13 protein-coding genes and 1 tRNA gene are annotated in these 23,457 nt (G+C 67.5%); 9 read left to right on the top strand and 5 right to left on the bottom strand.

The window, feature by feature from the left end; translation table 11 throughout:
* Positions 1-38 precede the first annotated feature (38 nt).
* Positions 39-1,174 (top strand): IS3 family transposase gene (locus tag GIY23_RS13605; RefSeq protein WP_154075325.1). Its coding sequence is split into 2 segments (ribosomal slippage): positions 39-237 and positions 237-1,174, totalling 1,137 coding nucleotides; the frame shifts between segments, so codons are not numbered across the junction.
* A 512-nt stretch (positions 1,175-1,686) separates the two neighbouring features.
* Positions 1,687-7,785 (top strand): DUF4011 domain-containing protein, encoded by a 6,099-nt coding sequence (locus tag GIY23_RS13600; RefSeq protein WP_228717731.1) that lies wholly within the window; start codon positions 1,687-1,689, stop codon positions 7,783-7,785.
* A 287-nt stretch (positions 7,786-8,072) separates the two neighbouring features.
* Here GIY23_RS13600 and GIY23_RS13595 read toward each other — a convergent pair.
* The 3 genes from GIY23_RS13595 to GIY23_RS13585 all read right to left on the bottom strand — a co-directional run bounded on the left by GIY23_RS13595 (position 8,073) and on the right by GIY23_RS13585 (position 11,501).
* Positions 8,073-8,149: transfer RNA gene (locus GIY23_RS13595), tRNA-Pro, on the bottom strand.
* Positions 8,150-8,245: 96 nt separating this feature from the next.
* Positions 8,246-9,784, bottom strand: coding sequence for an adenylate/guanylate cyclase domain-containing protein (locus GIY23_RS13590; protein ID WP_154077000.1), 1,539 nt, complete (start codon positions 9,782-9,784; stop codon positions 8,246-8,248).
* A 145-nt stretch (positions 9,785-9,929) separates the two neighbouring features.
* Entirely contained in the window at positions 9,930-11,501 is a 1,572-nt protein-coding gene (locus tag GIY23_RS13585) for a BCCT family transporter (protein ID WP_222850152.1), read from the bottom strand.
* Positions 11,502-11,802: 301 nt separating this feature from the next.
* Between GIY23_RS13585 and GIY23_RS13580 the strand changes: the two genes are divergently transcribed.
* From GIY23_RS13580 to GIY23_RS13565, 4 genes are all read left to right on the top strand, one after another.
* On the top strand, positions 11,803-12,660 hold the full coding sequence (locus GIY23_RS13580; RefSeq protein ID WP_228717278.1) for a TetR/AcrR family transcriptional regulator: 858 nt from the start codon (positions 11,803-11,805) through the stop codon (positions 12,658-12,660).
* A gap of 74 nt (positions 12,661-12,734) precedes the next feature.
* Positions 12,735-13,643, top strand: a complete 909-nt coding sequence (locus tag GIY23_RS13575; RefSeq protein WP_154076998.1) for a BKACE family enzyme — start codon at positions 12,735-12,737, stop codon at positions 13,641-13,643.
* Positions 13,640-14,602: a 3-hydroxyacyl-CoA dehydrogenase NAD-binding domain-containing protein gene (locus tag GIY23_RS13570; protein ID WP_154076997.1), complete on the top strand. Its 963-nt coding sequence runs from the start codon at positions 13,640-13,642 to the stop codon at positions 14,600-14,602. Before GIY23_RS13575 ends, GIY23_RS13570 begins: the two co-directional genes overlap by 4 nt.
* Positions 14,599-15,027: a thioesterase family protein gene (locus GIY23_RS13565; RefSeq protein WP_154076996.1), complete on the top strand. Its 429-nt coding sequence runs from the start codon at positions 14,599-14,601 to the stop codon at positions 15,025-15,027. Before GIY23_RS13570 ends, GIY23_RS13565 begins: the two co-directional genes overlap by 4 nt.
* 202 nt (positions 15,028-15,229) lie before the next feature.
* Here GIY23_RS13565 and GIY23_RS13560 read toward each other — a convergent pair whose 3' ends face one another.
* Complete coding sequence (locus GIY23_RS13560) at positions 15,230-16,486, bottom strand: APC family permease (protein WP_154076995.1); 1,257 nt, start codon at positions 16,484-16,486, stop codon at positions 15,230-15,232.
* Positions 16,487-16,593: 107 nt separating this feature from the next.
* On the opposite strand from GIY23_RS13560, the gene GIY23_RS13555 reads away from it, so the two are divergent.
* Complete coding sequence (locus tag GIY23_RS13555) at positions 16,594-17,076, top strand: Lrp/AsnC family transcriptional regulator (protein WP_154076994.1); 483 nt, start codon at positions 16,594-16,596, stop codon at positions 17,074-17,076.
* A gap of 13 nt (positions 17,077-17,089) precedes the next feature.
* Here GIY23_RS13555 and GIY23_RS13550 read toward each other — a convergent pair whose 3' ends face one another.
* Positions 17,090-18,553, bottom strand: coding sequence for an MFS transporter (locus GIY23_RS13550; RefSeq protein ID WP_154076993.1), 1,464 nt, complete (start codon positions 18,551-18,553; stop codon positions 17,090-17,092).
* Positions 18,554-19,080: 527 nt separating this feature from the next.
* Between GIY23_RS13550 and GIY23_RS13545 the strand changes: the two genes are divergently transcribed.
* Together GIY23_RS13545 and GIY23_RS13540 are read left to right on the top strand one after the other, a co-directional pair.
* Positions 19,081-19,821, top strand: a complete 741-nt coding sequence (locus tag GIY23_RS13545; protein WP_154076992.1) for a class I SAM-dependent methyltransferase — start codon at positions 19,081-19,083, stop codon at positions 19,819-19,821.
* A 292-nt stretch (positions 19,822-20,113) separates the two neighbouring features.
* Positions 20,114-23,299: a BTAD domain-containing putative transcriptional regulator gene (locus tag GIY23_RS13540; protein ID WP_187351876.1), complete on the top strand. Its 3,186-nt coding sequence runs from the start codon at positions 20,114-20,116 to the stop codon at positions 23,297-23,299.
* Positions 23,300-23,457: the final 158 nt, after the last annotated feature.

Here is a 23,457-nt window from a genome sequence, read left to right as displayed (position 1 = left end):
GGTCGTATTCTCCCGAGTTTCGGGATGAAGCGGCGAAGATGGTGACCGAGACCGGTCGTACGGTGGCCGAGGTTGCTCGCGAGCTCGGGTTGAATCAGCAGACCCTGCGGAACTGGGTGAACGCGTACGAGGCCGCGCACGATGCTCCGGAGCCGTCGTTGAGCGTGTCCGAGCGTGCGCGACTGCGTGAGCTGGAAGAAGAGAATCGTCAGCTGCGCATGAAGACGGAATTTCTGGGAAAAGCAGCCGCCTTCTTTGCCAGCGAGTATCGGTGAGCCAGCGGTACGCGTTCATCGCTGCAGAGAAGGACACCACGGACGAACACGGCGTGAAGAGCTACACCGTGGAGAACATGTGTGCCTGGCTCAACGTGTCGAAATCTGGATTCTACGACTGGCTGTCGCGACCCGAGTCGGACACCGACCGGCGCCGTCGCTACCTGGGCACGTTGATCAAGAAGTGTTTCGACGACTCCGATGGCACCTACGGCCACCGGCGCATCCACGCGTGGCTGGCCCGCTGCGGAGAGCCGGCCACGCCGGAGCTCGTGCGCAGCATCATGCGGGATCAGCAGCTCGTCCCCTGCCAGCCTCGGCCCTGGCGCCCGAGCCTGACCCAGGCGAGCACGCACGTGCTGCCGGACCTGCTCAAACGTGACTTCACCGCCCGTGAGCCGGGCGAGAAATTGGTTGGCGACATCACCTATATCCCGACCGGACAGGGATGGGTGTATCTGGCCACGGTCATCGACTGTTATTCGAAAGCCGTCGTCGGATGGGCCATCGACGACCACTACCGCACACCACTTATCGAGAAGGCGATCCACATGGCTGCCCGCAACCACACCCTTCCCGCCCGCGCGATTTTCCATTCAGACAGGGGCAGCAACTACACGTCCGCCGACTTCGCGATGACGCTACGCTCGCTCGGCATCCGACAATCCGTCGGACGCACCGGGATATGCTTCGATAACGCCATGGCCGAATCCTTCTTCGCCACCCTGAAAAATGAACGCGTTCATCGAGTTACCTACCTCACCAAAGACCACGCCAAGGCTGACATTGCTTCCTATATCGAGCTTCGATACAATCACCGCAGGCTCCATTCCGCTATCGGATACAAGGCCCCGAACGAAGCCCATGCCGAGTACTACAACCATGCGAACGCGGCATAAAATAACCCACTAACAAGCCGTCCGAAAACAGGCCGGCCCCTCACTGGAGCTCGCTCGTGGCATCGGTTGCTTCTAGTGCGGCAGCCGGAGTTCGTGTGAATCATGGTTCGCGGATGGATTGTCGCTGGTAGTGGGCTTGCCGGGTGCGGTGTTGGTGGCGTCGTCGCCCGTTGACCGGAACCGGCCCACTGGTAGAAAGCGCGGTCTCCAGTTTATCAATCGTCGCAACCTGTGGTCCGCGTCGTAGAGTCGATCAACTGACCGTGGATTGATCGGACCTTCGCCGTGGTACCGAAGCCGGAGGCTCGTGCGGCACAAGACCGACGCACGGTCATGCAACGAGTCGGTAACTGCTGCTTACACGTCCGGTGCCGGTGACGATACTCAGGGTGGTCGCTGTCGATCGTTGCTGTGGGCTGCGTTGGCCACACCAGGAACGGGGCCGTCGTCTGTCGCGTCGATCGTGGGCACTGGTGTGTCTGTGACCGTTCTGGGAGGTTCATTTGAGTCGCGTGCTGTTCTCCGAGTCCGAACACTCCGACGATCAGCTGCGGCTGGGTGTGCAGGTACCGCCCGCGTTGAACTACGCGCTCGCGCACAACAGGGTGCCGCTCGTTCGCCGGCTTGTGGTGGAGAACCTCACCGTCGATGAGTTGCGTGACCTCGAGGTGACGGTGGAACTGTCCGGTCCGCAGGGACTGCTGGCCGGTCCTTGGGTACGAAGAGTTCCCGGCGTCGCCGGTGGACGAGAGTTGCGGTTCGATACCTTCACCGGCTTCACGTGCGAAACCGCCACGTTCGCGCACACAGACGAAGCGTTCCCGGTCCAGTACCGCGTCACGGTCGCGCACGGTGCGGACACGCTGGCGAATCTCGTGGTGCCGTCGGAGGTCCTTGCGCACAACGAGTGGTTCAATGCGCCCGCCGTCTACGACTTGATCGCGGCGTTCGTACAGCCGAACACGTCGTCGGTGTCGCATGTCCTGCGCCAAGCGGCGCAGCTGCTGGAGCGGCAGACCGGAACGGGCAGCCTTGACGGGTACCAGTCCGGTTCCGAGCGTGTTGTTCTGATCGCCGGAGCGATCTACGAGGCACTGCGAGCCGAGTCGATCACTTATGTCACGATGCCCGCTTCGTTCGAGGACACGGGCCAGAAGGTGCGTACGACGGCGGGGGTGCTCGCCGAGCGGCTCGGCAACTGCATCGACCTGTCGGTTACCTATGCCGCGTGCCTGGAGGCGGCGGGCCTGCATCCGCTGATCTTCTTCACGCCAGAGCACGCGTTCGCGGGCTTCTTCCGGCAACACAGCCGTCTGCCGGAGGCGGTGTCGCTGGACACGAACCACGTGGCGAACCTCGTCCAGTCCGGGATGGTCGTGCCGGTGGAGCTGACCGGTGTCGGGCGCGGAAGCAACACGCTGGACTTCGAACGCGCCGTGAGTGTCGGGCTCGGACACTTGCACGCCGGTGCGTCGGGGTTGCGCGGGATGGTGGACGTGCACTTGGCGCACCGTTCCGGGATCAAACCGCTGCCGTCGGGTGACCGCCCGAGCGAGGTGGCGCAGGGTTCGGGGGACATTGATGACCAGACGACTCCGCGGATCAATCTGCCGCACCAGCTGGCCGGATTCGTGCCGTTGGATACCGATACGAACACCGACGACGAGCCGGCGGTCGAACTCGTTGACGACGGGGCACCGGCCCGGGTGGGGCAGTGGCGCAACAGCCTGCTTGACCTGAGCCTGCGCAACCCGCTTCTCAAACTGCCGACCCGGGGCAAGGGCCTGGATCTGCACACGCCGGCGGAGGCGTTGCCGAAACTCGACGATCTCGTCCACGAGCACACACCGATCACCGTCGTGGCCCAGGACACGATCAGCGGTGTCCACAAGCTCGCGGGGATCCACCGCGCCCAGGAACTGGACGACGCGGTCCTCGCGGACGAGTTGACCACCGATCACCGCGTCTACGGCAACGTCACTGAGGAGCGCTACGTCACCCGGCTGCGCACGCTGCAGCGTGAGGCACGGACGATGTTGCAGGAAACGGGTGGGAACTATCTCTACCTGACGCTGGGCGCACTCGTGCACCCCTCCCGAACGGGAGAGGCGCGGGCTCCGTTGTTCCTGTTGCCGGTGCGGCTGGAAGGCGGCTCCGGGCACAAGGCTTACTCGATCGTCGCTGACGGCGACGAGATCGCCACCCCGAACTACTGCCTGATCGAATGGTTGCGGGTGCACCACGGGCTGCGGATCCCGGAGTTGGACAAGCCGGTCACCGACGAGTCCGGTATCGACATCGTCAGGACTCTCGCCAAGATCAGGCAAAGTCTCGTCGAGAACAACTTGCACTACCGGATCGAGTCGAGTGCGAGCCTGCGGTTGCTCCAGTTCTCCACGTTTCAGATGTGGCGCGATCTGACCAACCACTGGGAGACCGTCACGAGCAACCCGGTCGTGCGACATCTCGTGACCAAGGCCGGAGACCGGTTCGAGGATCCACAGGACACCGGCTACGTCGAGGTGGACGAGTCGGCGCTGCACCTGCCGATCGCCGCCGACGGTTCGCAGATGAAGGCCGTCGCCATGGCGGCACAGGGCCGGTCGTTCGTGCTCGAAGGCCCGCCGGGGACCGGCAAGTCGCAAACGATCACGAACCTGATCGCCCACACCATCGCCTCCGGCAAGAAGGTCCTGTTCGTCGCGGAGAAACAAGCCGCGCTCGATGTGGTCAAACGCCGTCTTGGCGCGATCGGGTTCGACCATTTCTGCCTCGACCTGCACGGCAGGAAACAGTCTCTGCCCAACATTCGCCAGCAGCTCAAGGACGCTCTGCATCACGAGGTCACGCCTGATCGGCACGGGTGGACGGCTGCCGAGACGGCTTACCGCAAGCGGTTGGAGACGTTGCGGCGCCACCCAGAACGCATCCACGAGACCAACGCGGCGGGGTTTTCCGCCTGGTCAGCTTACGAAGCGGTGCTCGCCCACGGCGTCGGGCCGACCGCCGAGGTTGCGCCCTCGTACTTCTCGCTGCCCGAAGAGCAGCGCGAAGCGGTCGCGAACGCGGCGCGCGAGCTTCCGACCGTGTTGGAATCGGCGCGGGTGCGCCCGCAGCATCCGTGGCGGCTCAGCGGCCTGCGGTCGGCAACATCCCTGGAGTCCGACCAGTGCCGCGCCGCCGTGGACGAGCTGGAGCGGGTCCGTGCGCTCTGGCAGCGGTTGCCCGAGCCGCTGCGAGCCGCCGTTGCCGCGCTGCAGGGTCCGGGAGAGCTCGGCGCGACGTTGGAAGCCGCCCGGATCGCCACGACCGGCTACCGGGTCGACGAGTCTGCCACTACCTCCACACTGCAGTCCGGGTGGGACGCGGCATTTGCCGCCTTCCACCAGGCGCTCGGTCAGTTCCGTGAGCAGCACCAGGAGATTCTCACGGCGTTGCGTCCCGAGGTGTTCGAGCACGCGGAACTGGCCGGCTGGCATGCCGAGGCGGACGCGGCGCGGCGGTCGATGTGGCGTCGGAAGAAGAAGCTTCGCGCTGTCGCCGAACGCCTCCAGCCCTACGCTCACGGCGACGTTCGGATCGATGAGCAGACGGTGTACCAGCTGCTCACGGACGCCATGACCGTCTGCTCGGCCGCTACCGACCTGATGCAGCAGGCAGCGGCTGTCAAGGGGCTGCAACTGCCGCCGCAGTGGCGACCCGCCCACGCCCACGCCGTCCGGACCGTCGAGACCGCTCATCATTACGCCCTTGTGTGGCGAAACCTCTCGGTGAACCAACCCGACCTGGCTCGCGTCTACGCCGCGTTGGCGGCGGGGCTACCGGTCAACGACCTGAACGCGATCGTCCAGGCATGGCGAACGTGGCTGGCACTGTTGGCGACAACCCGGACGGAGTTCGACCGGTGGACGAACGGTCGGGCATGGACGGCGGCTTGGGAGCGTGACGGCGCAGCGTGGACCGAAGAGGTGCACGCCCGAGGTCTGACCGGCCCGCACCGGTGGGGCGCGGTGCTCATCCAGCTCGACGTCATGGAGGCGGCCGGGTTGTCGACGTTCGCGCGGCAATTGCTCGACGCGGACATCGAGGCCCGAGAGGCTGAGGAGGCGTTCCAACGGGGAGTGGCCACCGCAGCGTTGTCGGAACGTCTGTCCGACACGAACCTGGACCTGTTCGACGGGCCTGCGCACACACATGAGGTGCAGGAGTACCTCACGGCGACGCGCAGGCTCCGAGCCAACGTGCCGGAGTGGTTAGCGGGCAAGCTGATCGAGCAGCGCCCACGGGTGAGTACGGACAAGTCGGGCCGTGACGGGGAGCTCGTCCGGCAGCTCGAGCGAAAGCGAGGGGGGTTGTCGTTCCGAGAGCTTCTGACGCGCCACTCGGGCACGATCACGGGATTGATGCCGTGCTTCCTGATGAGTCCCGCGTCAGTGGCGAACTTCCTCGAACCCGGTTCGGTGGAGTTCGACCTTGTGGTGTTCGACGAGGCGTCGCAGATTCGCGTGGCCGAAGCGGTCGGTGCGATGGGGCGTGCCCGGTCGGTCGTGGTCGTCGGTGACTCGAAACAGATGCCACCGACCAGCGTGATGGAAGTCAACCGCGGCGACGACGACACCGCGGAGAACTCCGGCGAGGACGTGCCGGTTCCCGAGGACATGGACAGCATCTTGAGCGAGTGCGTGGAGTCCGGACTGCCGCAGGTGTGGCTGTCCTGGCATTACCGCAGCTCGGACGAGTCACTGATCGCTTTCTCCAACACGCACTACTACGAGAACCAGCTCGCCAGTCTGCCGTCCCCGGGGAGCGGACCGCGCAGCGGTGTCTCCGCGCGGCGTGTGGCGGGAGTGTTTGACCGGGGAACACGAGCGAGTCGGACCAACGAGATCGAGGCGGCAGCGATCGTCGCCGAAATTCGGAAGATCCTCGCGGACTCGGATACACGGGAACGCTCGATCGGTGTGGTCACGTTCAACATCCAGCAACGTGACCTGCTGTTGAACCTGCTCGAGGAGAGCGACGACCCGCTCGTGCAGGCGGCACTGGCTCGCGAGGACGACGAGGCGCTGTTCGTGAAGAACCTGGAGAACGTGCAGGGCGACGAACGGGACGTGGTCCTGTTCTCGCTGGCCTTCTCCGTCGATCGCGCCACTGGGAAGCTCCCCATGAACTTCGGGCCGCTGCTGCGCGAGGGCGGTCAACGGCGTCTCAACGTGGCCATCACCCGGGCTCGCACTCAGGTCATCCTGTTCAGCTCGTTCGACCCGGCTGATCTCGACCTGAGCCGGACGAAGTCGCTCGGTGTGCGACACCTGCGCGAGTACCTCGAAATGGCATTCGACGGCTCTCGAACCGACGGTGAGCCGCTCCCTCAACGTCGGGCACATCGGGAGCCAGTGATCGAGGAGATCGCGAACAGTCTCCGTTCGCGCGGTTACGAGGTCGCCCCGCGATATGGGCTGTCGCACTTCACGGTCGACCTGGCGGCGCGTGATGCAGGCAGTAGCTCTTGGCAGGCGGCCGTGCTGCTGGACAGCCCGGAGTGGAGCCGCCGGCCGACTGTGGCTGACCGCGATGCGGCTCCGGAACTGCTGCGCAGCGTCATGAAATGGCCTGCTGTCGTGCGCGTATGGCTCCCTCAGTGGATCAACGATCGGGACCGTGTGCTTGTCGAGATCGACGCGGCCATCGCTGGGGCACGCGAACCCGCTACCGGCGCACCGGAGCAAACGCTTGAGGAGGAAGCCAGCAGTGAGGCCGTATCGAGAACACCACCGTCGGCGCTGCCTGCCCGGACTGATGATGCACCAGCTTCGGCTGAGTCGGGTCAGTCTCCCCCGCAAACCGGCATCCTGAACGAGGACGGCGACGAGCGTGTCGCGGTCGGCGTTGCGGACTCAGTTCGAACATTGGCGACAGTCGCCGAGGCGGCACCAGACATCGCGGACGGTGATCACGAACCGGTCGGCGGGACACCTGGCGCAGACAGCGGATCGGCCTGCGCGGTACCGGAGCCGCAGCGATTCACGCCCTACGAACCGACCCGCCTGGGATCACAGCAGGATCTTAATGATGTCGATCGGGATCCGGGGGTACGGCGGCTGCTGCGATCAGCATTCGTGGAGGTGGTCGAGGTCGAAGGTCCGATCGAGCGAGACCGGCTGGTGAAGCTGATTCTCGAGCGGTTCGACTTCGGGAAGAGTCACTCTTCCCGGGTGCAGAGCGTGCTGCGGTACTTGCCCCCGAGCCTGGTGGTACGCGAGTCGCCCCTTGGCGCATTCGTGTGGCCTGCACGGTTGGATCCGGTGAGGTGGCGGGGGTTCCGCCGGTCGGCGGCGGAGGACGGTGAGCGCGGCCGCAAGCTCGAGGAGGTCGCACCGGAAGAGATCGCGAACGCGATGCGTGCTGCGCTGCTGAAGGCCCGCAGAAATATCCGATCGACGGATGAGCTCCACAAGGAAACGCTGGTCCGTCTCGGATTCGTTCCGGTCCGAGGCGAGCCACGACTGACCCCACATCGCAGGCATATCCTCCAGCGGGCAGAGAGCATCGGCGTAGCTGACGGCAGGCTCGCCGAAGCCAAGTACGATCGGAGCCCGAAATCACCGTAGGGCCGCTGGGATTCGTAACAGCTTACGGTCCAAGGGGCCTTAGGGGCCATCGGCGATGGCTCAAGTGGCACGGGCTGCTTCCGTCGGCGGGCGTTCAAAGCGGCTCGGGCCCGTTCAGCCATCGCCTCCTGGAGCGGAGATCGACGCGACCCCGTTCCGGCCTTGAGTCAAAGACTGGATTCCGTCGGCTTTGTCGACCATGCATCAGTGCGCTGACCAAGACCCAAGCCAGCGCACGAGAAAGCCCGCTGAACTACCTCGAGGGGCAGTTCAGCGGGCTTTGCCGCTGGTCGGGACGGCGGGATTCGAACCCACGACCCCCTGACCCCCAGTCAGGTGCGCTACCAAGCTGCGCCACGTCCCGGCCACCCGCTGTGGGGTGTGTCTGTACGGTACAACATCGCCTCTGTGCCGACGACGCCGGGCCGTGACTCGGTGTCGCCGCAGCGTATAACGACTCTCACGAAGCCGGGACGGCCAAGCGAGTGGTCTCGTTCCGGCCGCGCAGGGTGTGCTCCTCGTCGAGGACCCGCCAGCGGTCGGCTTCGGCCGCGTCGGAGTTGTCGACGGCCGTCGCGGAGGCGACGATCCGGCCCGGCACCTCTTTGGAGAGGTCTGTGAGGCGGGCCGCCTCGTTCACAGGGTCACCGATGACCGTGTACTCGAAACGGCTCTCCGCGCCGACGTTGCCCGCGACCGCGCTGCCGAATGCGACGCCGATGCCCGCCGTGCACTCGGAGACCTCGTTGGTCAGGCGCCTGCCCATGGCCCGTGCGCTGGCGAGCGCGCTGCCCGCCGGGTCGTCGACGTCGGCCGGCGCGCCGAACACGGCGAGCGCAGCATCGCCTTCGAACTTGTTGACGAGCCCGCCACACGCGTGGACTTCGTCGACGACCACGTCGAAGAAGCGGTTCAGCAGCGTGACGACCTCGCCGGGCGGCCGCTCGGCGGCCAGCGCTGTCGAGCCGACGACGTCCACGAACAGCACGCCTACCTCGCGGACCTCGCCACCGAGCTCGGGTTGGCGCTGCACCGCCTGGCCCGCCACCTCGCGTCCGACGTGACGCCCGAAGAGGTCGCGGATGCGTTCCCGTTCCCGCAATCCGGCCACCATGCGGTTGAACCCGGACTGCAGCAGTCCCAGCTCGGTGCCGTCGAAGACGACGATCTCGGTCTCGAGTGCACCGCGCTCGACCTTGCTCAACGCGAGCCGCACCGTGTGCACGGGTGCCACCGTCGCCCGCGCGAGGAACACGACGAGCAGGAACCCGAACAGTAACGTCACCGCACCGAGTGCCAGGACGGCGATCGCGAGCTGCACGCTCGAGACGTCGTCCCGGACCAGCGAGAACAGCGCCACCACCATGAGCCCGGCCACGGGGATCCCGGAGCCCAACGCCCACGCCAGCATGATCCGGATGCTCACTCGGGACACCATCCGGCGCTGCAACGGTGGGCCGCTGGAAAGCGCACGTGCCGCGAACGGACGCAGGGCGAACTCGCTGAGCATGTACGAGTTCGCGCACACCACGATGCCACCGAAGCTCACCGTGAACGCCACCTTGAAGACCGCGTCCGGGTTGGTCAGCACGCTGATGGTCGAGAACAGCACGGCCGCGATCAGCCACAGCACGCCCTGCATCCTCGTGAGCCGCCACGGCACGCTGAGCGTCGCCCGCCGGTCGCGTTCGTGGGGCTCGCGGCGCTCGAACGCCCAGCGCAACGTCCGCAGCGCTCGCGCGGTGCCCCAGACGATGCCGATGAGCACCGCCGAGCCGACGTACACCGGCACCAGCACGATCGACAGGACCGACAGCCCACCGGTGAACACGGTCGGTCCCGGAATCACCAGGATGATCAGCGCGACCACGACGATGGCGCCGATCAGGTTGGCCAGCACCAGCGACGCGGTCAGCAGCACCTGTACGCGCCACCGGAGCATCGCGCCGGACTGCTCGGGGGCGCCGAGCAGCCGGGAACCGAACGGCCGTGTCGTCATCCGGTCACGCTAGCGCGCCGTCTCCGAGCGCCCGCGATCCCTCAGAGTGCGGTGGGGAAGTGGCGTTTGTGTCCGTAGGACACGCCGTATACGTGCCCAGCACGGTGCGGTACCGGACCACCCACCCAAGTTCCACACTGCCCTCTCACATCGAACCGGCACCGACTTTGTCGGGCGCGGCCTCCGGACTGGGGTCGGCCTCTGAGCTGGGCCGTTCGTCCTCGATGAGCCAGCGCCGCAAGGACAACAGGACCAGGGCCAGGATGAAGATCAGCGGGAACGCGGTGATGATCGAGAGAGTCTGGAGTGTCTCAAGCCCACCGGAGTACATCATCACGATGGACACACCGGCGAGGACGACCGCCCAGAAAACGCGGTGCCACCGCGCCGGGTCGGCATCCCGGGGGAGATGCTTGGACGCCACGCCGGCCATCGTGTACGCGGACGAGTCCAATGTGGTCGCGAGGAAGATCACCAGCAGCAGGAGGAAGACCACGAGAGCGAGCGGGGCGAGGGGAACGGTGTCGAGTACCGCGATGATCGCGGCGGTGTCGCCTTCGGATTCGACGATGTCGGCGACCGGAACGAGATTCTGGATCTGGTAGAACAGCGCGGTGTTGCCGAGCAGCGCGAACGAGAGCCAGCAGCCGGCGCTGCCTGCCAGACACATCGCGCCGATGATGCCCCGGATCGTGCGACCTTTCGAGATCTTCGCGACGAACAGACCGACGAACGGTGCGTAGGAGATCCACCAGCCCCAGTAGAACACCGTCCAGTCCTCCTCGAAGCCGGAACCACCCACCGGGTCGGTGTAGAAGCTCATGCGGGGCAGGTTCTGCAGCATGAGTCCAACGCTGTTGGTCGTGGTGTCGATGAGGAACACCGTCGGCCCGACGACCAGCAGGAACAGCCCGAGGGCGGCGGCGAGCCAGATGTTGACGTCGGCCAGGCGCTTGAGGCCCTTCTGCAGTCCGAGGTAGACGCTCGTGCCGAACAGGGCGGTCCAGACGGCGATCACGAGGATGTCGAGCGTCGGCCCCTTCTCCATCGGTGTCAGGGAGGCGATGCTCTCGGACACCACGGGAATCTCCAGGCCGAGCGAGGTCCCTGCGGCGCCGACGAGGCCGAACAGGAACAGCGCGTCGATGGACTTGCCGAGCCAGCCGTCCGCTCGATCGCCGATGACGCCACGGCAGGCGTCGCTGAGTCGGAGCGTCCGATGTTTGCGCACGTGATAGCCGTAGCTCAGCGCGATCGCCGGCAGGCAGAACAAGGCCCACGCCGTGATGCCCCAATGGAACATCGGGTAGGCGCCCGCCCAGTCCGCGGCCTGCACGCTCCGGGGCTGCACTCCCATGGGCGGTTCGTTGTAGTAGTGCGCCCATTCGATGATGCCCCAGTACATGATCCCGCCCCCGATGGCCGACGTGAAGATCATGGCCAGCCAGGAATGGGTGGCGAACTGGGGTTTCTCACCCGGGTCGCCGAGCACGATGCGGCCGTGTCTGCTGAACGCGAGCCAACCGAGGAACCCCGCGACCGCCACGGCGAACCACAGATACAACCACCCGAAGCTGCCCGACAAGAACCCGAGCACGCCGTCGAGGAGTTGTTGACCTCGTTGTGGGGCGAGCACGACGGGTACGCAGATCACCGCGACGAGCGTCAGCGACGACCAGAAGACCGGTTGGTTGAGCGAGATCTTGTTCGTCCGCACATCGATGGCGGAAGCACCTCCACTGAAACGTTGGGCCGGTGGGCGAGCGGCACCACCGGTCGGCCGACGAGCCCGGGAGCGGGTGCAGAACCCGTGTCCGGCGTTGCGATTCAACTGGGCAATCAGTCGACGCGACAACGCCGTACTGTGCTCTCGTCGCGCGGTCAAGTCAAGCGGGCCGTATCTGAACAGCGTATAAGCACGTATCTGCTATCGAGATAGCTCCGCTCGCGCGGGTCAGATCGCCGCAATGAGTTGCGATGGATTGCGATTAGCGCAAGCGGGATTTACTGTATGTGTCGTGGCAGAGACGACGGCCGAGGTTCGGCACCGGGTGCGCGAGGTGCTCGACGGGTACTCGGGCAGCCAACGCGAGTTCGCCGACCGGGTCGGCCTGGACGCGCCGAAGCTGTCCAAGTCCTTGCGCGGGACCCGCCGGTTCACCGCGGTCGAGCTGACCCGGGTCGCCGAGGTCGGCGGAGTCACTGTCGGCTGGCTGTTCAACGGCAGCGACGACGTCGAACGCGTGGCCGTGCCTCGGCGAACCGCGTTGTCCGATCGCGACCCGGTGGATGTCACCGAGGCCGGTCGGTACCAGCAGATTCTCGATGCGGCGTGGCACCTGATCGCCGAGCGTGGCTATCACGCGGTCCGGATCACCGACATCGCTCGGGCGTGCGGGACGAGTACCGCCACGATTCACTATCACTTTCCCGGTCGGGACGACCTGCTCGTCGAGACCTTGCGGTACTCGGTGCGCCTCGCATTCGAACGGCAGATCGCCGAGTTGCAGACCGTCGACGACGCCCACGAACGACTCCTGCGACTGGTCGAACTCCAGCTGCCGACGGACGGGCTGCTTCGCTCGGAGTGGTCGATCTGGCTGCAGGTGTGGAACGAGAGCGCGCTCCGGCCCGAACTCCGTGTTTTGCACAGTGATTCGTACACCCGGTGGCACGAGACGATCGCACGCACGATCGGCGAAGGGCAGTGTCAAGGCCTGTTCACCGACGCCGACCCGGAGGAGTTGACGCTGACGCTCACCGCGCTCGTCGACGGTCTCGGGATCCAGGTGCTCACCGGCAGGCCGGGGCGCTCTGTCGACCGGATGCGACAGGTCCTGCAGGACTTCGTCGACCGGAACATCGTCCGCCACTGAAAGTCCAGTAGGTCCGCTCGATCACGGCGGACCACGCTTGTTGTCGAGAAACCGTCCTGTGAAGGGAGAATGTCGTGTCTGATGACGTCATCGTCACCGCCGCGCTGACCGGTGCGGGCGATACCGTCGGTCGTAGCGAGCACGTGCCGGTCAGCCCCGACCAGATCGCCAAGGACGCGGTGGCCGCGGCGAACGCCGGGGCGGCCGTCGTTCACATCCACGTACGGGATGTCGAGTCGGGCCAGGGATCGCGAGAGGTCGCACTCTATCGAGAGGTGGTGGAGCGCATCCGAGAGTCCGGTGTGGACGTTGTCGTCAACTTGACAGCGGGAATGGGCGGGGACCTGTTCCTCGATCCCGCCGATCCGCATCGCGCCGCCGACGGTACGGACCTGGTCAACGGTCTCGAACGGCTTCCGCACGTCGAGGAGCTGTTGCCGGACATCTGCACCCTCGATTGCGGATCGGTCAACTTCGGCGAGGGAAGCCAGCTCTACATCAGCACTCCGGATATGCTGCGTGCCGGCGCGCGCCGCATCCAGGCACTCGGCGTCAAGCCGGAACTGGAGATCTTCGACACCGGCCAGTTGTGGTTCGCTAAAACCATGATCGACGAAGGCATCATCGACGCGCCGCCGCTTTTCCAGCTGTGCATGGGAATCCCGTACGGCGCTCCGGCCGACCCCGGCCTCCTGCACACGATGGTCGGGATGCTTCCCAAGGGTGCGAACTGGGCCAGCTTTTCCCTGGGTCGCAACCAGATGCGTTGGGTGGCCCAGTCCGCCGCGCTCGGAGGCCACGTCCGCGTCGGTCTCGAGGACAACCTGTACCTGAGCAAGGGCGTGAAGGCGACGAATGCGCAGCTGGTGGAGCGCGCTGTGAGCGTCGTCGAGGGAATGGGCTCGACCGTCGCCACACCCGACGCGGCACGCCGCATCCTCGGGCTGAACCGCAGCCACGACCGGCAGGGAGTGACGTCGTGAACGAGTACCGCACCGCGCCCGCCGAGGCGCGCCGAATCGCCTGCATCGGTGCCGGAGTGATCGGAGGCGGCTGGGTCGCGCACTTTCTTGCACGCGGCTACGAGGTCACGGCGTGGGATCCGGCATCCGATGCCGAGACGGCGCTTCGCGCTCTGGTCGACGCGGCGTGGCCGGCGTTGACGAGGCTCGGGCTGGCCGACGGGGCGTCGCGGGACAATCTCACCGTGGCGGCCACGTTGCAGGAGGCCGTGCGGCACGCGGAGTTCGTGCAGGAAAGCGTCCCGGAGGACCTCGAACTCAAGCGGGACGTACTCGCCCGGATCGACGCAGCCACACCCGCCGGAGTCGTCGTGTCCTCGTCGACCTCCGGCTACGGCATGACGGAGATGCAGCAGCGGTGTGCCACGCCCGAACGACTCGTCGTCGGGCACCCGTTCAACCCGCCTTACCTCGTCCCGCTGGTGGAGGTCGTCGGCGGCGAGCGGACCGAGCAGCGAGCAGTGGCGTGGGCGGCCGAGTTCTTCGAGGTGGCAGGAAAACAGGTCATCACCATGGACCGCGAGGTTCCCGGCTTCATCGCCAACCGGCTGCAGGAGGCGATCTGGCGGGAGGCGCTGCACATGGTGGCCGAAGGCGAAGCCACAGTGGAGCAGATCGACACGTCCATCACGCAGGGACCGGGATTGCGCTGGCCGTTGCTCGGGCCGTGTCTGACCTTTCACCTGGCAGGCGGCCAAGGCGGTATGGCGCACATGCTCGACCATTTCGGCCCGTCGTTGAAGTCGCCGTGGACCCGGCTCGAGGCGCCCGACCTCACCGACGAGTTGCGGGACCAGATGGTTGCCGGATGCGAGTCCGCCGCGCAGGGGCGGTCCATCGAGGACCTGGTCGCGGCACGGGACCAGGGGATCATCGCTGTCATGGAGGCCATGAACGAGGTGCGGGGGTCGCAACGATGACGACGATTCCGGAGTTCCGGCAGGAGATCCGTCCTGAATGGATCGACTACAACGGCCACCTGAGCGAGGCCTACTACGTCCTGGTGTTCGGGTTCGCGACCGACGCGCTGATGGAACTGGCCGGACTCGACGACGAGTATCGCCGGGGCAGCGGGTGTTCGCTGTACACGGTGGAGGCTCGGGTCCGTTATCTGCGTGAGGTCAGGCAGCAGGACTCGGTCGTCGTACGGAGCCGTGTCACGGAGGTGGGGTCGAAGAAGCTCCTCGTCTCGCACGAGATGCGTGTCGCGGACACCGTCGTGGCGACCGAGGACCTCGTGGCGCTGCACGTCGACGTCGAACGCAACGAGACCTGTCCGTTTCCGGACGCGGTGCGTGCGAAGCTTCAGGCGTTGCTGGACGAGAACTCTGCGCATGGAGGGTGAGCACGCTCGCTCCGTGGGTCGGGTGGCGGAACCTCATGCCCTCCTCACTGCGGGAGCGCTTTCTCGAGTAGCGACCTACGCGACGACATCGCTGTCCTCGCGAGGAGGGAACTGAGAACTCGCCGCTGGCTGATGTGCGCGAGTGATGACCGTTCGGCGGTGTGGCCGCTGACACGACTACAGTTCATTCTGCAAGGACCCCTTACTCGGGAAGATGGGTTGCGCCTACCGGGTCGGTCTCGTGTTCGTCCCCTGTGGAGCGGGCGCGGTGGTGGACTGCGAGGGCCAAGGCGGACACTCCGAGCGCGACCACGAGCGCCGGCCCGCTGAAACCCAACACGATCCCGATCACAACGGTGGCGACGATCGCGGCAGCGCGAACGGGTCCACGCAACACCCGTGCAGCCGCGATCGTGCATCCCAGATAGACCGTGAGGAACAGGGTCGTCGGCAGAGCCACGAGCTGGTCGACCGAGATGAGGTCGACGGCGTAGGTACCGAGCAGCGCGACACCGGCCACGGCGATTCCGATCTGCAACGTCGTACGTCCAGCCGTGCGTGCACGTGCGCCCAAGTCGCTCGCCAGCGTCGTGGCAGAGGCGAGGTAAGCATTCGTGGCAGCGAGCGTGAGCGCGACGGCTGCGGCGGCCGCGAGCGCCGGCCCGAGCGGCCCGACGGCGACACGAAGCAGCTCCGCCAGCGGGACCAGCGTGGCCGCGCCGGAGCCGAGCACGGCGATCGTGGCGGCCGCCAGAGCGAGGTAGACGACCGTCGTCACGGCGAAGGCGGTACCGATCACGCGCGGGAGCTGCCGCGCCGGGTGCCGGAATCGTGAGGTCAGTGGTGCGATCGCTTCCCATCCGACGAACGAGAGCATCAACACCGCGCCCGCGCTGCCCACCGACGCCCAACCATGCGGAAGGAACGGTGTCCAGTGTGCGGCGCGCGCCTCGTGCGCTGAACCCGCGACCGCGAGGGCGACGAGCAGGATCAGCACCGCGACCAGTGCGAGCTGAGCGCCGCTCGTGGTGCGGGCTCCGCCGAGGGTCAGCATGAGTACCAGCAGCAGGAGCGCGGCCGCGGCCGCGACGCTCGCGGTGCGCCCGCCGCCCACCAGGGTCGCCACATACGTTCCGCCGATCAGGGACACGGCCGGTGCGCCCGCGATGACTCCGCCGAGGAAGCACCAGCCGACGACCCGGCCGACAGCCGAGCCGAGTCCGGCGTGGGCGTACGCGACGACACCCCCGGAACTCGTGATGCGAGTGCCGAGGCAGGTGAAGATCCAGGCCAGTAGTCCGGAGAGGACCAGCAGGCCCAGCCACGCGAGGATCGAGGCCGGACCCGCCAGGCTCGCGGCCAATCCGGGCAGCAGCATCAGGCTCGGGCCGAGCAAAGCACCGATGTAGAGCGCGGTTCCGCGAGGTATCGACAGTGCCGTAGCGGGTGTGTTTCCCATGCTCGTCAGGGTGGCCCACAAAGCGCGGCACGCGATGGCAAATATGACCGAGCCAGGCGTCCCTCGCGCAATATTATGCCGAGACCGGACGGTGTATCGTCCTGACTATGTCGGACTACGCTGCTGACAAGACAGATCGCGCCATACTGGCTCGGCTTCAGCGCGACGGGCGAATCGCCAACGTCGACCTGGCGGAGTCAGTGTCGTTGTCGCCTTCGTCGTGTCTGCGCCGCACCAAGGCGCTCGAGTCGAGCGGGGTCATCAGCGGGTATCGAGCCGAGCTTGACCGAGACGAGATCGGCCTGGGGTTGACGGTGTTCATCGCGATCAAGGTCGAACGACACTCCCGCGAGACTTCGGACCTCGTGGAATCCGCGCTGATCGCCTGTCCGGCGGTGGTCGCCTGCCATGTGGTCTCCGGAGAGGCCGACTTCTTCGTCGAGGCGGTGGTCCCAGGGCTGGCCGAGTACGAGCGGTTGCTCCTCGACCAGATCCTCGCGATCGGCCCCGTCGTCGATGCGCGCAGCACGTTCGCCATCCGTACCGTGATGAACCGGGGTCCGCTGCCGGTCGATCACTGGAAGGGGTAACGGTCGACTGCGCTCAGTCGGACGTGTTCGCGGATTCGCGGGTGCAGGGGTGCTGGCAGGCGTGTTGAACACCGGGAACCGGGGACGACTGCACCGCGACCGTCCGATCGATGGTCCACCACGCCAGAGCACCGCCGAATGCGCACAACACGGCAGAGATCAGCAGTGCTCGTCCGAACACCGTGCCGACTCCGCCGGGCCCCGCCGGATCCCATCCTGCCACCACCGGCAGCACCGCGACCGCGAGCAGTCCGGCGATGCGTGAGACCGCGTTGTTCACTCCCGAGGCCACCCCGCCTCGTTCCGGATCGACGGACGCGAGCACGGCCGAGGTCAGTGGCGCCACGGTGATCGCGAGACCGAGACCGAACACGACCACCCCCGGTAGGACGCCGGTGACGTATCCGGCGCCCGGCTGTGCGCGAGTCATGAGTGCGAGGCCGACGGCGCACACCAGCGGCCCGATCGTCATCGGCAGCCGCGGTCCGGTGCGTTGCGCGAGCCCGCCCATCCGGCTCGAGAGCAGCAGCATGATGATCGTGATCGGCAGCGTGGCGGTTCCGGCCGCGAGAGCGCTGTATCCCATGGTCGTCTGCAGTTGCAGTGACAGCAGGAACAGCGCTCCACCCAGGGCGGCATAGACCGTGAGCGTGGTGAGATTCGCGCCGGTGAACTGTCGCGAGCGGAACAGTTCCAGCGGCAGTAGCGGGTCGGGGTGGCGCTTCTCGAGGAACGGGAACAGGACCAGCGCGGCCACGCCGACGACCGCCGCGACGAGAGTGACCGTCGTCGCGCCGTGCGCGGGGATCTCGATCAAGGCGTAGACGCATCCAGCCAGCCCGAGGGTCGCCGTGAAGGCACCGGCGAGGTCGGGCGGTCCGGTGCTCGAGCCCTTGCTTTCCGGAACGTGGCGCTGCGCGGCATAGATGGCGGCAGCGGCGATGGGCAGGTTGATGAGAAAGACCCACCGCCAGGACACGGCATCGACGAGCCATCCGCCGACGAACGGGCCGATGGCCGAGGCCACACCCGTCAGCGCGGCCCACGTGCCGACCGCCCGGCCGCGATCGTCGGTGCGCACCGTGGCGTTGATGAGCGCGAGACTGCCGGGGACCAGTAGTGCCCCGCCCATACCTTGCGCGAGCCGCGCGACGATCAGCGCGGGTCCCGACGGCGCGAGTCCGCAGGCCAGCGAGGCGAGTGTGAACAGGACGAGCCCGAGCTGGAAGACGCGGCGGCGGCCGTAGCGGTCGCCGATGGCGCCACCGAGCAACAGCAGCGCCCCGAGCGTGAGCAGGTAGGCGTCGACGGTCCACTGCAGAACGGCGAAGCCGCCACCGAGGTCGCGTCCGATCGCGGGAAGAGCCACGTTCACGACGGACCCGTCGAGGAAGGCGACGCCGGAGCCGAGCATCGTCGCGACGAGAAGCCAGCGACCTGAAGCCGATTCCAGTGCGACCCCGGCTGGGGCGGCCATGCCGGTCCCTTCGGTGGTGCGGTCGGTGACGAGCTCGTCCGAGCGTAGAGCGCGCCGTGGGTGGTTCGCAGCATGGTCGGGCCGGGCTTGCACCGATCCGATGGACGGTGTGGCTCGGTGACGTGCCGCTGAACGAACCCCGGGGTTCGGCGAGGCGCTAACCCACGAGGCAATACCGTTCCGTCGACCGGTCCCACCGCCGAAGCGTCGAAGCGTCGCATCGGTGTCGATCTCGGCCGTGTTCGTGGGGTGCCGCCGGTGAAGGACCCGAATGCCGCGAGTCCGGTTCGGAGTGTCGCGTGGCGCGGTACGGGTGGGTGCGGTATGCCGGACTGGCAGGGCGAAGCCGTTTCGGTTGTGTGCCCGATCGGGTGAATTTCGACGTCGTGGGGGCGCCCGGCCGTGTGCGTGTGTCGCCTCTGCTAGCGTCCGCCGAAGACGGACAGAACGCCCATTTCGGGTACCACGTGGTGATCCGTTCGCCTGTGGGTGCGCTCCCGTGGTGGGCCGCGACGATGCGGAGCCCCATGACGTGTGACGACCAGAGCCCGGTGGACCAAGGACAGGGCGCGTTCACGGCTGCGACCGGACGAGCTCTGGAGAACGACCGCGGCAAACCCCGGTACATGGCCTACCAGCGGGAGCTGATCCGCCCGCACTGTGGCCGCACCGTCCTCGAGGTGGGTGCCGGGACCGGGGAGTTCGCGGACGGGTTCACCGGGACGGACCGCTACGTCGTGACCGACGTGGACCCCGGCGCGGTCAGCCACATGAAGGAACGGTTCCAGCATCGGCCCGAGGTGGAGGCGATGCAGTTCGACCTCGACGGCCAGCAGGTGCTGGACGATCCGGTGGAGTCGCTGATCGCCATCAACGTCCTCGAGCACGTCGAGGAGGACGCGGCCGCGTTGCGCTCGCTCTCCGAGTCCTTGCGGCCGGGGGGGTCGGTGATTCTGTTCGTCCCGGGATACCAGCGGCTCTACGGCGAGTTCGACCGCAAAGTCGGCCATTTCCGCCGGTACACGCCGAGTACGGTCAGCGCGGCCGCGCGCGAGGCGGAACTGCGGGTCGAGGTCGCGCGTCCGGTCAATTTCGTCGGCGCTTTCGCCTGGTGGGCTGCGGTGCGCAAGGGCGGTGCCGGCGCGCCGAATCCGCGACTGGTGTCGGTCTACGACCGGTTCCTGGTGCCCGTGACGAGGCGGATCGAGAAGCACGTTCGGGTGCCCTTTGGTCAGTCGGTCCTGTGTGTCGCCCGGAAGGCGAGGTGAACGCCGCTCGAGATGAGCGTTCTTCGTAAATGCATTTCATGAAATGCCGCCCGTGGATTACCACAATCGGGGGTTTCTCCGGCCTTTCCGGCGCTGTCATTCGAACGGGGTGACACGCGCCCTGACCCTCGCGCGATGGTGGGTAGGGGACATTCCCGAATGTGCCCCGCGGTTTCTGCTTCGATCGAGGGGGCGCCGAGGCTGAGCGGTGCCCGGGGGAGTGATCGACGGTGTTCTGTTCGCCATCCGAGTCGCGCACACGGCAGTACTGGACGGACCGACGAGTCACCGGATGACCGGCCGCGACGAGCTGCTCGCCGTCGGTCCGCGCCCACGGCTGAGCCACGCGTTGCGGCCTGCGGGACGACGGCGCGTCTGCGTGGTCACCGCTGCGGCAGGCTGGGGCAAGACGACGAGCGTGCGCGAGCACGGCGACCCGGACAACACGGTGTGGGTCTCACTGGGGACTCCCGGGCGTGGCGACCTCGCCGAACGTGTCCGCTCCGCGATCTCGGACCTGGTGGAGGGCGAACCCGCGGATCAGCAGCCGTTGTACAGCTGGCTGCATTCCCTCCGGCCGGACATCGCCGCGGTGCTGATTGTGGACGGTCTGGAGCGCATCACGCCCGACAGTTCGGAGGCACGACAGCTTCGGGACGTGTGCTTGCACGGCCCGGACTGGTTGAGCCTGGTGCTCCTGTCGCGTCAGCCGCTGCCGTTCTCGCTGGAATCGTTGCGCGGCCAAGGCGGAATGTCCGAGCTCGGAGCCGAGGATCTGGGGTACTCGGAGACGGAGATCGAGACGCTCGTGCGGGCGACCGTCGGAGAGGACCCACGCGCTCTCGCGCACTTGGTCTGGCGTGCGACCGGTGGCTGGCCCGGCGCGGTGGACCATCTGATCGGACTGCTCCGAGACATCCCGCTCGAACGTCGGGTGAGCGTCGTGGAGCGGTTCGCCACACCGGGGGAGCCGTTCCACCGATACGTGCTCGAGCAGGTTCTCGGTGAGGAAACGGCCGACTCGCGGGACGACCTGCGGTCGCTGGCCGCGTGTGCGCACCGCGGCGGCGCGGCGGTGCCCTGTCCGGCCTGGGAACAACGTCTGATCGGGTTGGCCCGGCGTGGCTTGGTGCGGGCCGAGGCCGACCGCGGCTGGGAGCTCGTGCCACCGCTGCGCGACCACTTCGCTCTGGAACTACGCCGTGCACCGCGCACCCGAACCGCGCTGCATCGTGGACTGTCCCGGCATTGCGGTGAGCAGGGCGCACTGTCACCGGCGCTCGGACACGCCGTCGCGTCCGGCGACCCGGAAGTGTGCGCCACGCTGTTGGCGACGCACGGTGCCGTGATGGTCCAGGCCGGAGTCGCCGAGGACGTGCAACGCATCGCCTCCATCGACGTGACCACGTGGAAGGACCCCACCGCTCTGCGCATCGTGGGGCAGGCGCGCCAGGTTCGGGGCCAGTGGGTCGCGGCGCTGGCGGCGTTCCGGGATGCCGGTGCGGACCGCGAGATGCTGGAACCGGCGCTGGCCTGGCGGGTCGCGCAGCTCGCCTGCGACCGGGGTGAGATCGACGAGGCCCTGCAGGCCTGTGCCCGCTCGGACCCGCGAGGCGAGCGCACGGCCGACGGCGCCCGGGTTCTCGCATTGGCGGCCGCCGCACGACGGCTTGTCGGTGACCACGCCGACGTAGGTGCGCTGGTGGAGCGGGCCGAGGCCGCCGCGAGTGCGTCGGGCGACGCCGGCGCGCACGCTGCCGTGTACCTCGCAGCGTCGACGCACGCCGCCTGCTCCGGCGACCTCGTCCGTGCCGAGGCTTATCGCACCGGAGCACTGGACGCCGCCGCACGAGCCGGTGACGTGCTCCAGGAACTCCGCATCCGGGTCGTGACCCTCGAACAGTGGACGGAGTCCCGCGACCCGCTCGGCTCCCGCGAGGAAGCCGATGCCGCAGTGCGTCTGGGACGCAGGTGCGGCGACGTGTGCGCGACAGCGTTGGCCTTGACCATGCGCGGCAGAGCCGCGCTGCGTGCCGGGAGTCACGAGGACGCCGCGGCCGATTTCACCGAGGCGAGGGGAGCGCTCGAACGAATGGGATCCCGACTGCTCGTCCGTCCGTTGTGCGGTCTGGCCGACGTGCATCGGCTGCGCGGGCAGCGGGCACGGGCGCTGGCGGCTTACGAGCGCGCTTTGGAGCTCTCCGAACGGAGTCACGACACCGTCGGAAGGGGCGCGGCGCTCGTCGGGATCGCACGGGTCACGGCTGCCGAGGACCTCGCGTCCGCGTTCGGTCATGTCGACCGGGCCGTGGCCTCGGGGGAGACGACGTGTGCGATCCCGGCCTTGGTGACACGCGGGTGGCTGCGCCTGCTCGACGGCGACGCACGAGCGGCACTGCGCGACGCGGCGCGAGCCGCGGAACTCGCACGCACGCGGGGCGAGGAAGTCGGGATCGCGGAGTCGCTGGTGCTGCGCGTGCTGGCCGCCGACGAACCGACTCGGGAGCGCCGTCGACTCCCCGAAGCGGTGCAGGTCTGGCAGGAGGCAGGCTGTGGTGTCGAGGCGGCCGCGGCCCTGGTCGTGGCGGGGAGGCTCTCCCCGGGGTCGGACCCGGAGGCCGCGCGCGCCGCCGAGTTCCTCCGGGATTGCGGGGTCGACGTGCAGACCAGACAGGTCGCCGGGCCGTTGCAGGCCTCGGCTCATCGCAGTCCCCCGATCACGGTGCGCACGCTGGGCACGTTCCAGGTGTGGCGCGACGGCGTGGCCGTGCCGGTGGCGGAGTGGAAGTCGCGCAAGGCGCGGGACCTGCTCAAGATCCTCGTCGCCCACCGCAGGCCGGTCTCCAGGGAGGCGTTGCGCGAGCTGCTGTGGCCCGAGGTCGCACCGGGCAAGTCGGCCAACCGGTTGTCGGTGCTGCTGTTCACGTTGCGCGAGGTGCTGCAGCCTTCGGGGCGCGCCGAGGACGGACCCGTCGCCGGGGACGGCACCGCGGTCTGGCTGGATCGCTCACTCGTGGAGATCGACGTCGAAGCCTTCCTGGCGCGGTCGTGGGCCGCGCTCGATCTGCACCGGAGAGGCGGTGAGGCAGCTCTCGAGGCCATGCTCGGCGCCGAACGCCTGTACACGGGCGTGTTCCTGGAGGAGGACACCGGCCAGCCCTGGGCCGTGTCGTTGGCCGAAGAGGTCGCGTCGACCTGGTGGTCGTTGCTCTCCGCCTTGGCAGTGTGCTGGGAGACCGCGGGCGATACCGACAACGCGGCGCGGTGCCTGGTGCGGCTGCTGGACGTCGACATCTACGACGAACGGGTCCATCTCGACCTCGTCGCGCTGCTGCAGCGTGCGGGACGGTTCGGCGCGGCACGGCGTCGGCACACCCAGTACGTGCAGCGGATGATGGAGATCGGGGTGGAGCCGAGACCGGCTCCGGTCGGTCGGGAGCCCGGCTCGATGGCGGTCGCGATACCCGGGCAGCGCTGAGGGAGCCGTTTGGAGACGGGATGCGCGGAGCGGTGTGCGTGGGTGCTCGGGTAGCGCACCTCGCGGCTGGCCGGGGTGCGTGGCCGGACGAAGACTGTCGGCGCACCGCGGCCTGAGCTCGGGGCGCGTTTGCGAACACCTGGTACTCAAGAGGACCC

The organism is Allosaccharopolyspora coralli (assembly GCF_009664835.1).
In the GTDB taxonomy this organism is placed as follows: Bacteria; Actinomycetota; Actinomycetes; order Mycobacteriales; family Pseudonocardiaceae; genus Allosaccharopolyspora; species Allosaccharopolyspora coralli.
This window is presented reverse-complemented; position numbering and strand designations above follow the sequence as displayed.

Coding starts and splice junctions, on each gene's coding strand:
- GIY23_RS13565 (WP_154076996.1), top strand. CDS start 14,599: ATGACGACGATTCCGGAGTTCCGGCAGGAGATCCGTCCTGAATGGATC.
- GIY23_RS13560 (WP_154076995.1), bottom strand. CDS start 16,486: ATGGGAAACACACCCGCTACGGCACTGTCGATACCTCGCGGAACCGCG.
- GIY23_RS13545 (WP_154076992.1), top strand. CDS start 19,081: ATGACGTGTGACGACCAGAGCCCGGTGGACCAAGGACAGGGCGCGTTC.
- GIY23_RS13555 (WP_154076994.1), top strand. CDS start 16,594: ATGTCGGACTACGCTGCTGACAAGACAGATCGCGCCATACTGGCTCGG.
- GIY23_RS13590 (WP_154077000.1), bottom strand. CDS start 9,784: ATGACGACACGGCCGTTCGGTTCCCGGCTGCTCGGCGCCCCCGAGCAG.
- GIY23_RS13550 (WP_154076993.1), bottom strand. CDS start 18,553: ATGGCCGCCCCAGCCGGGGTCGCACTGGAATCGGCTTCAGGTCGCTGG.
- GIY23_RS13540 (WP_187351876.1), top strand. CDS start 20,114: ATGACCGGCCGCGACGAGCTGCTCGCCGTCGGTCCGCGCCCACGGCTG.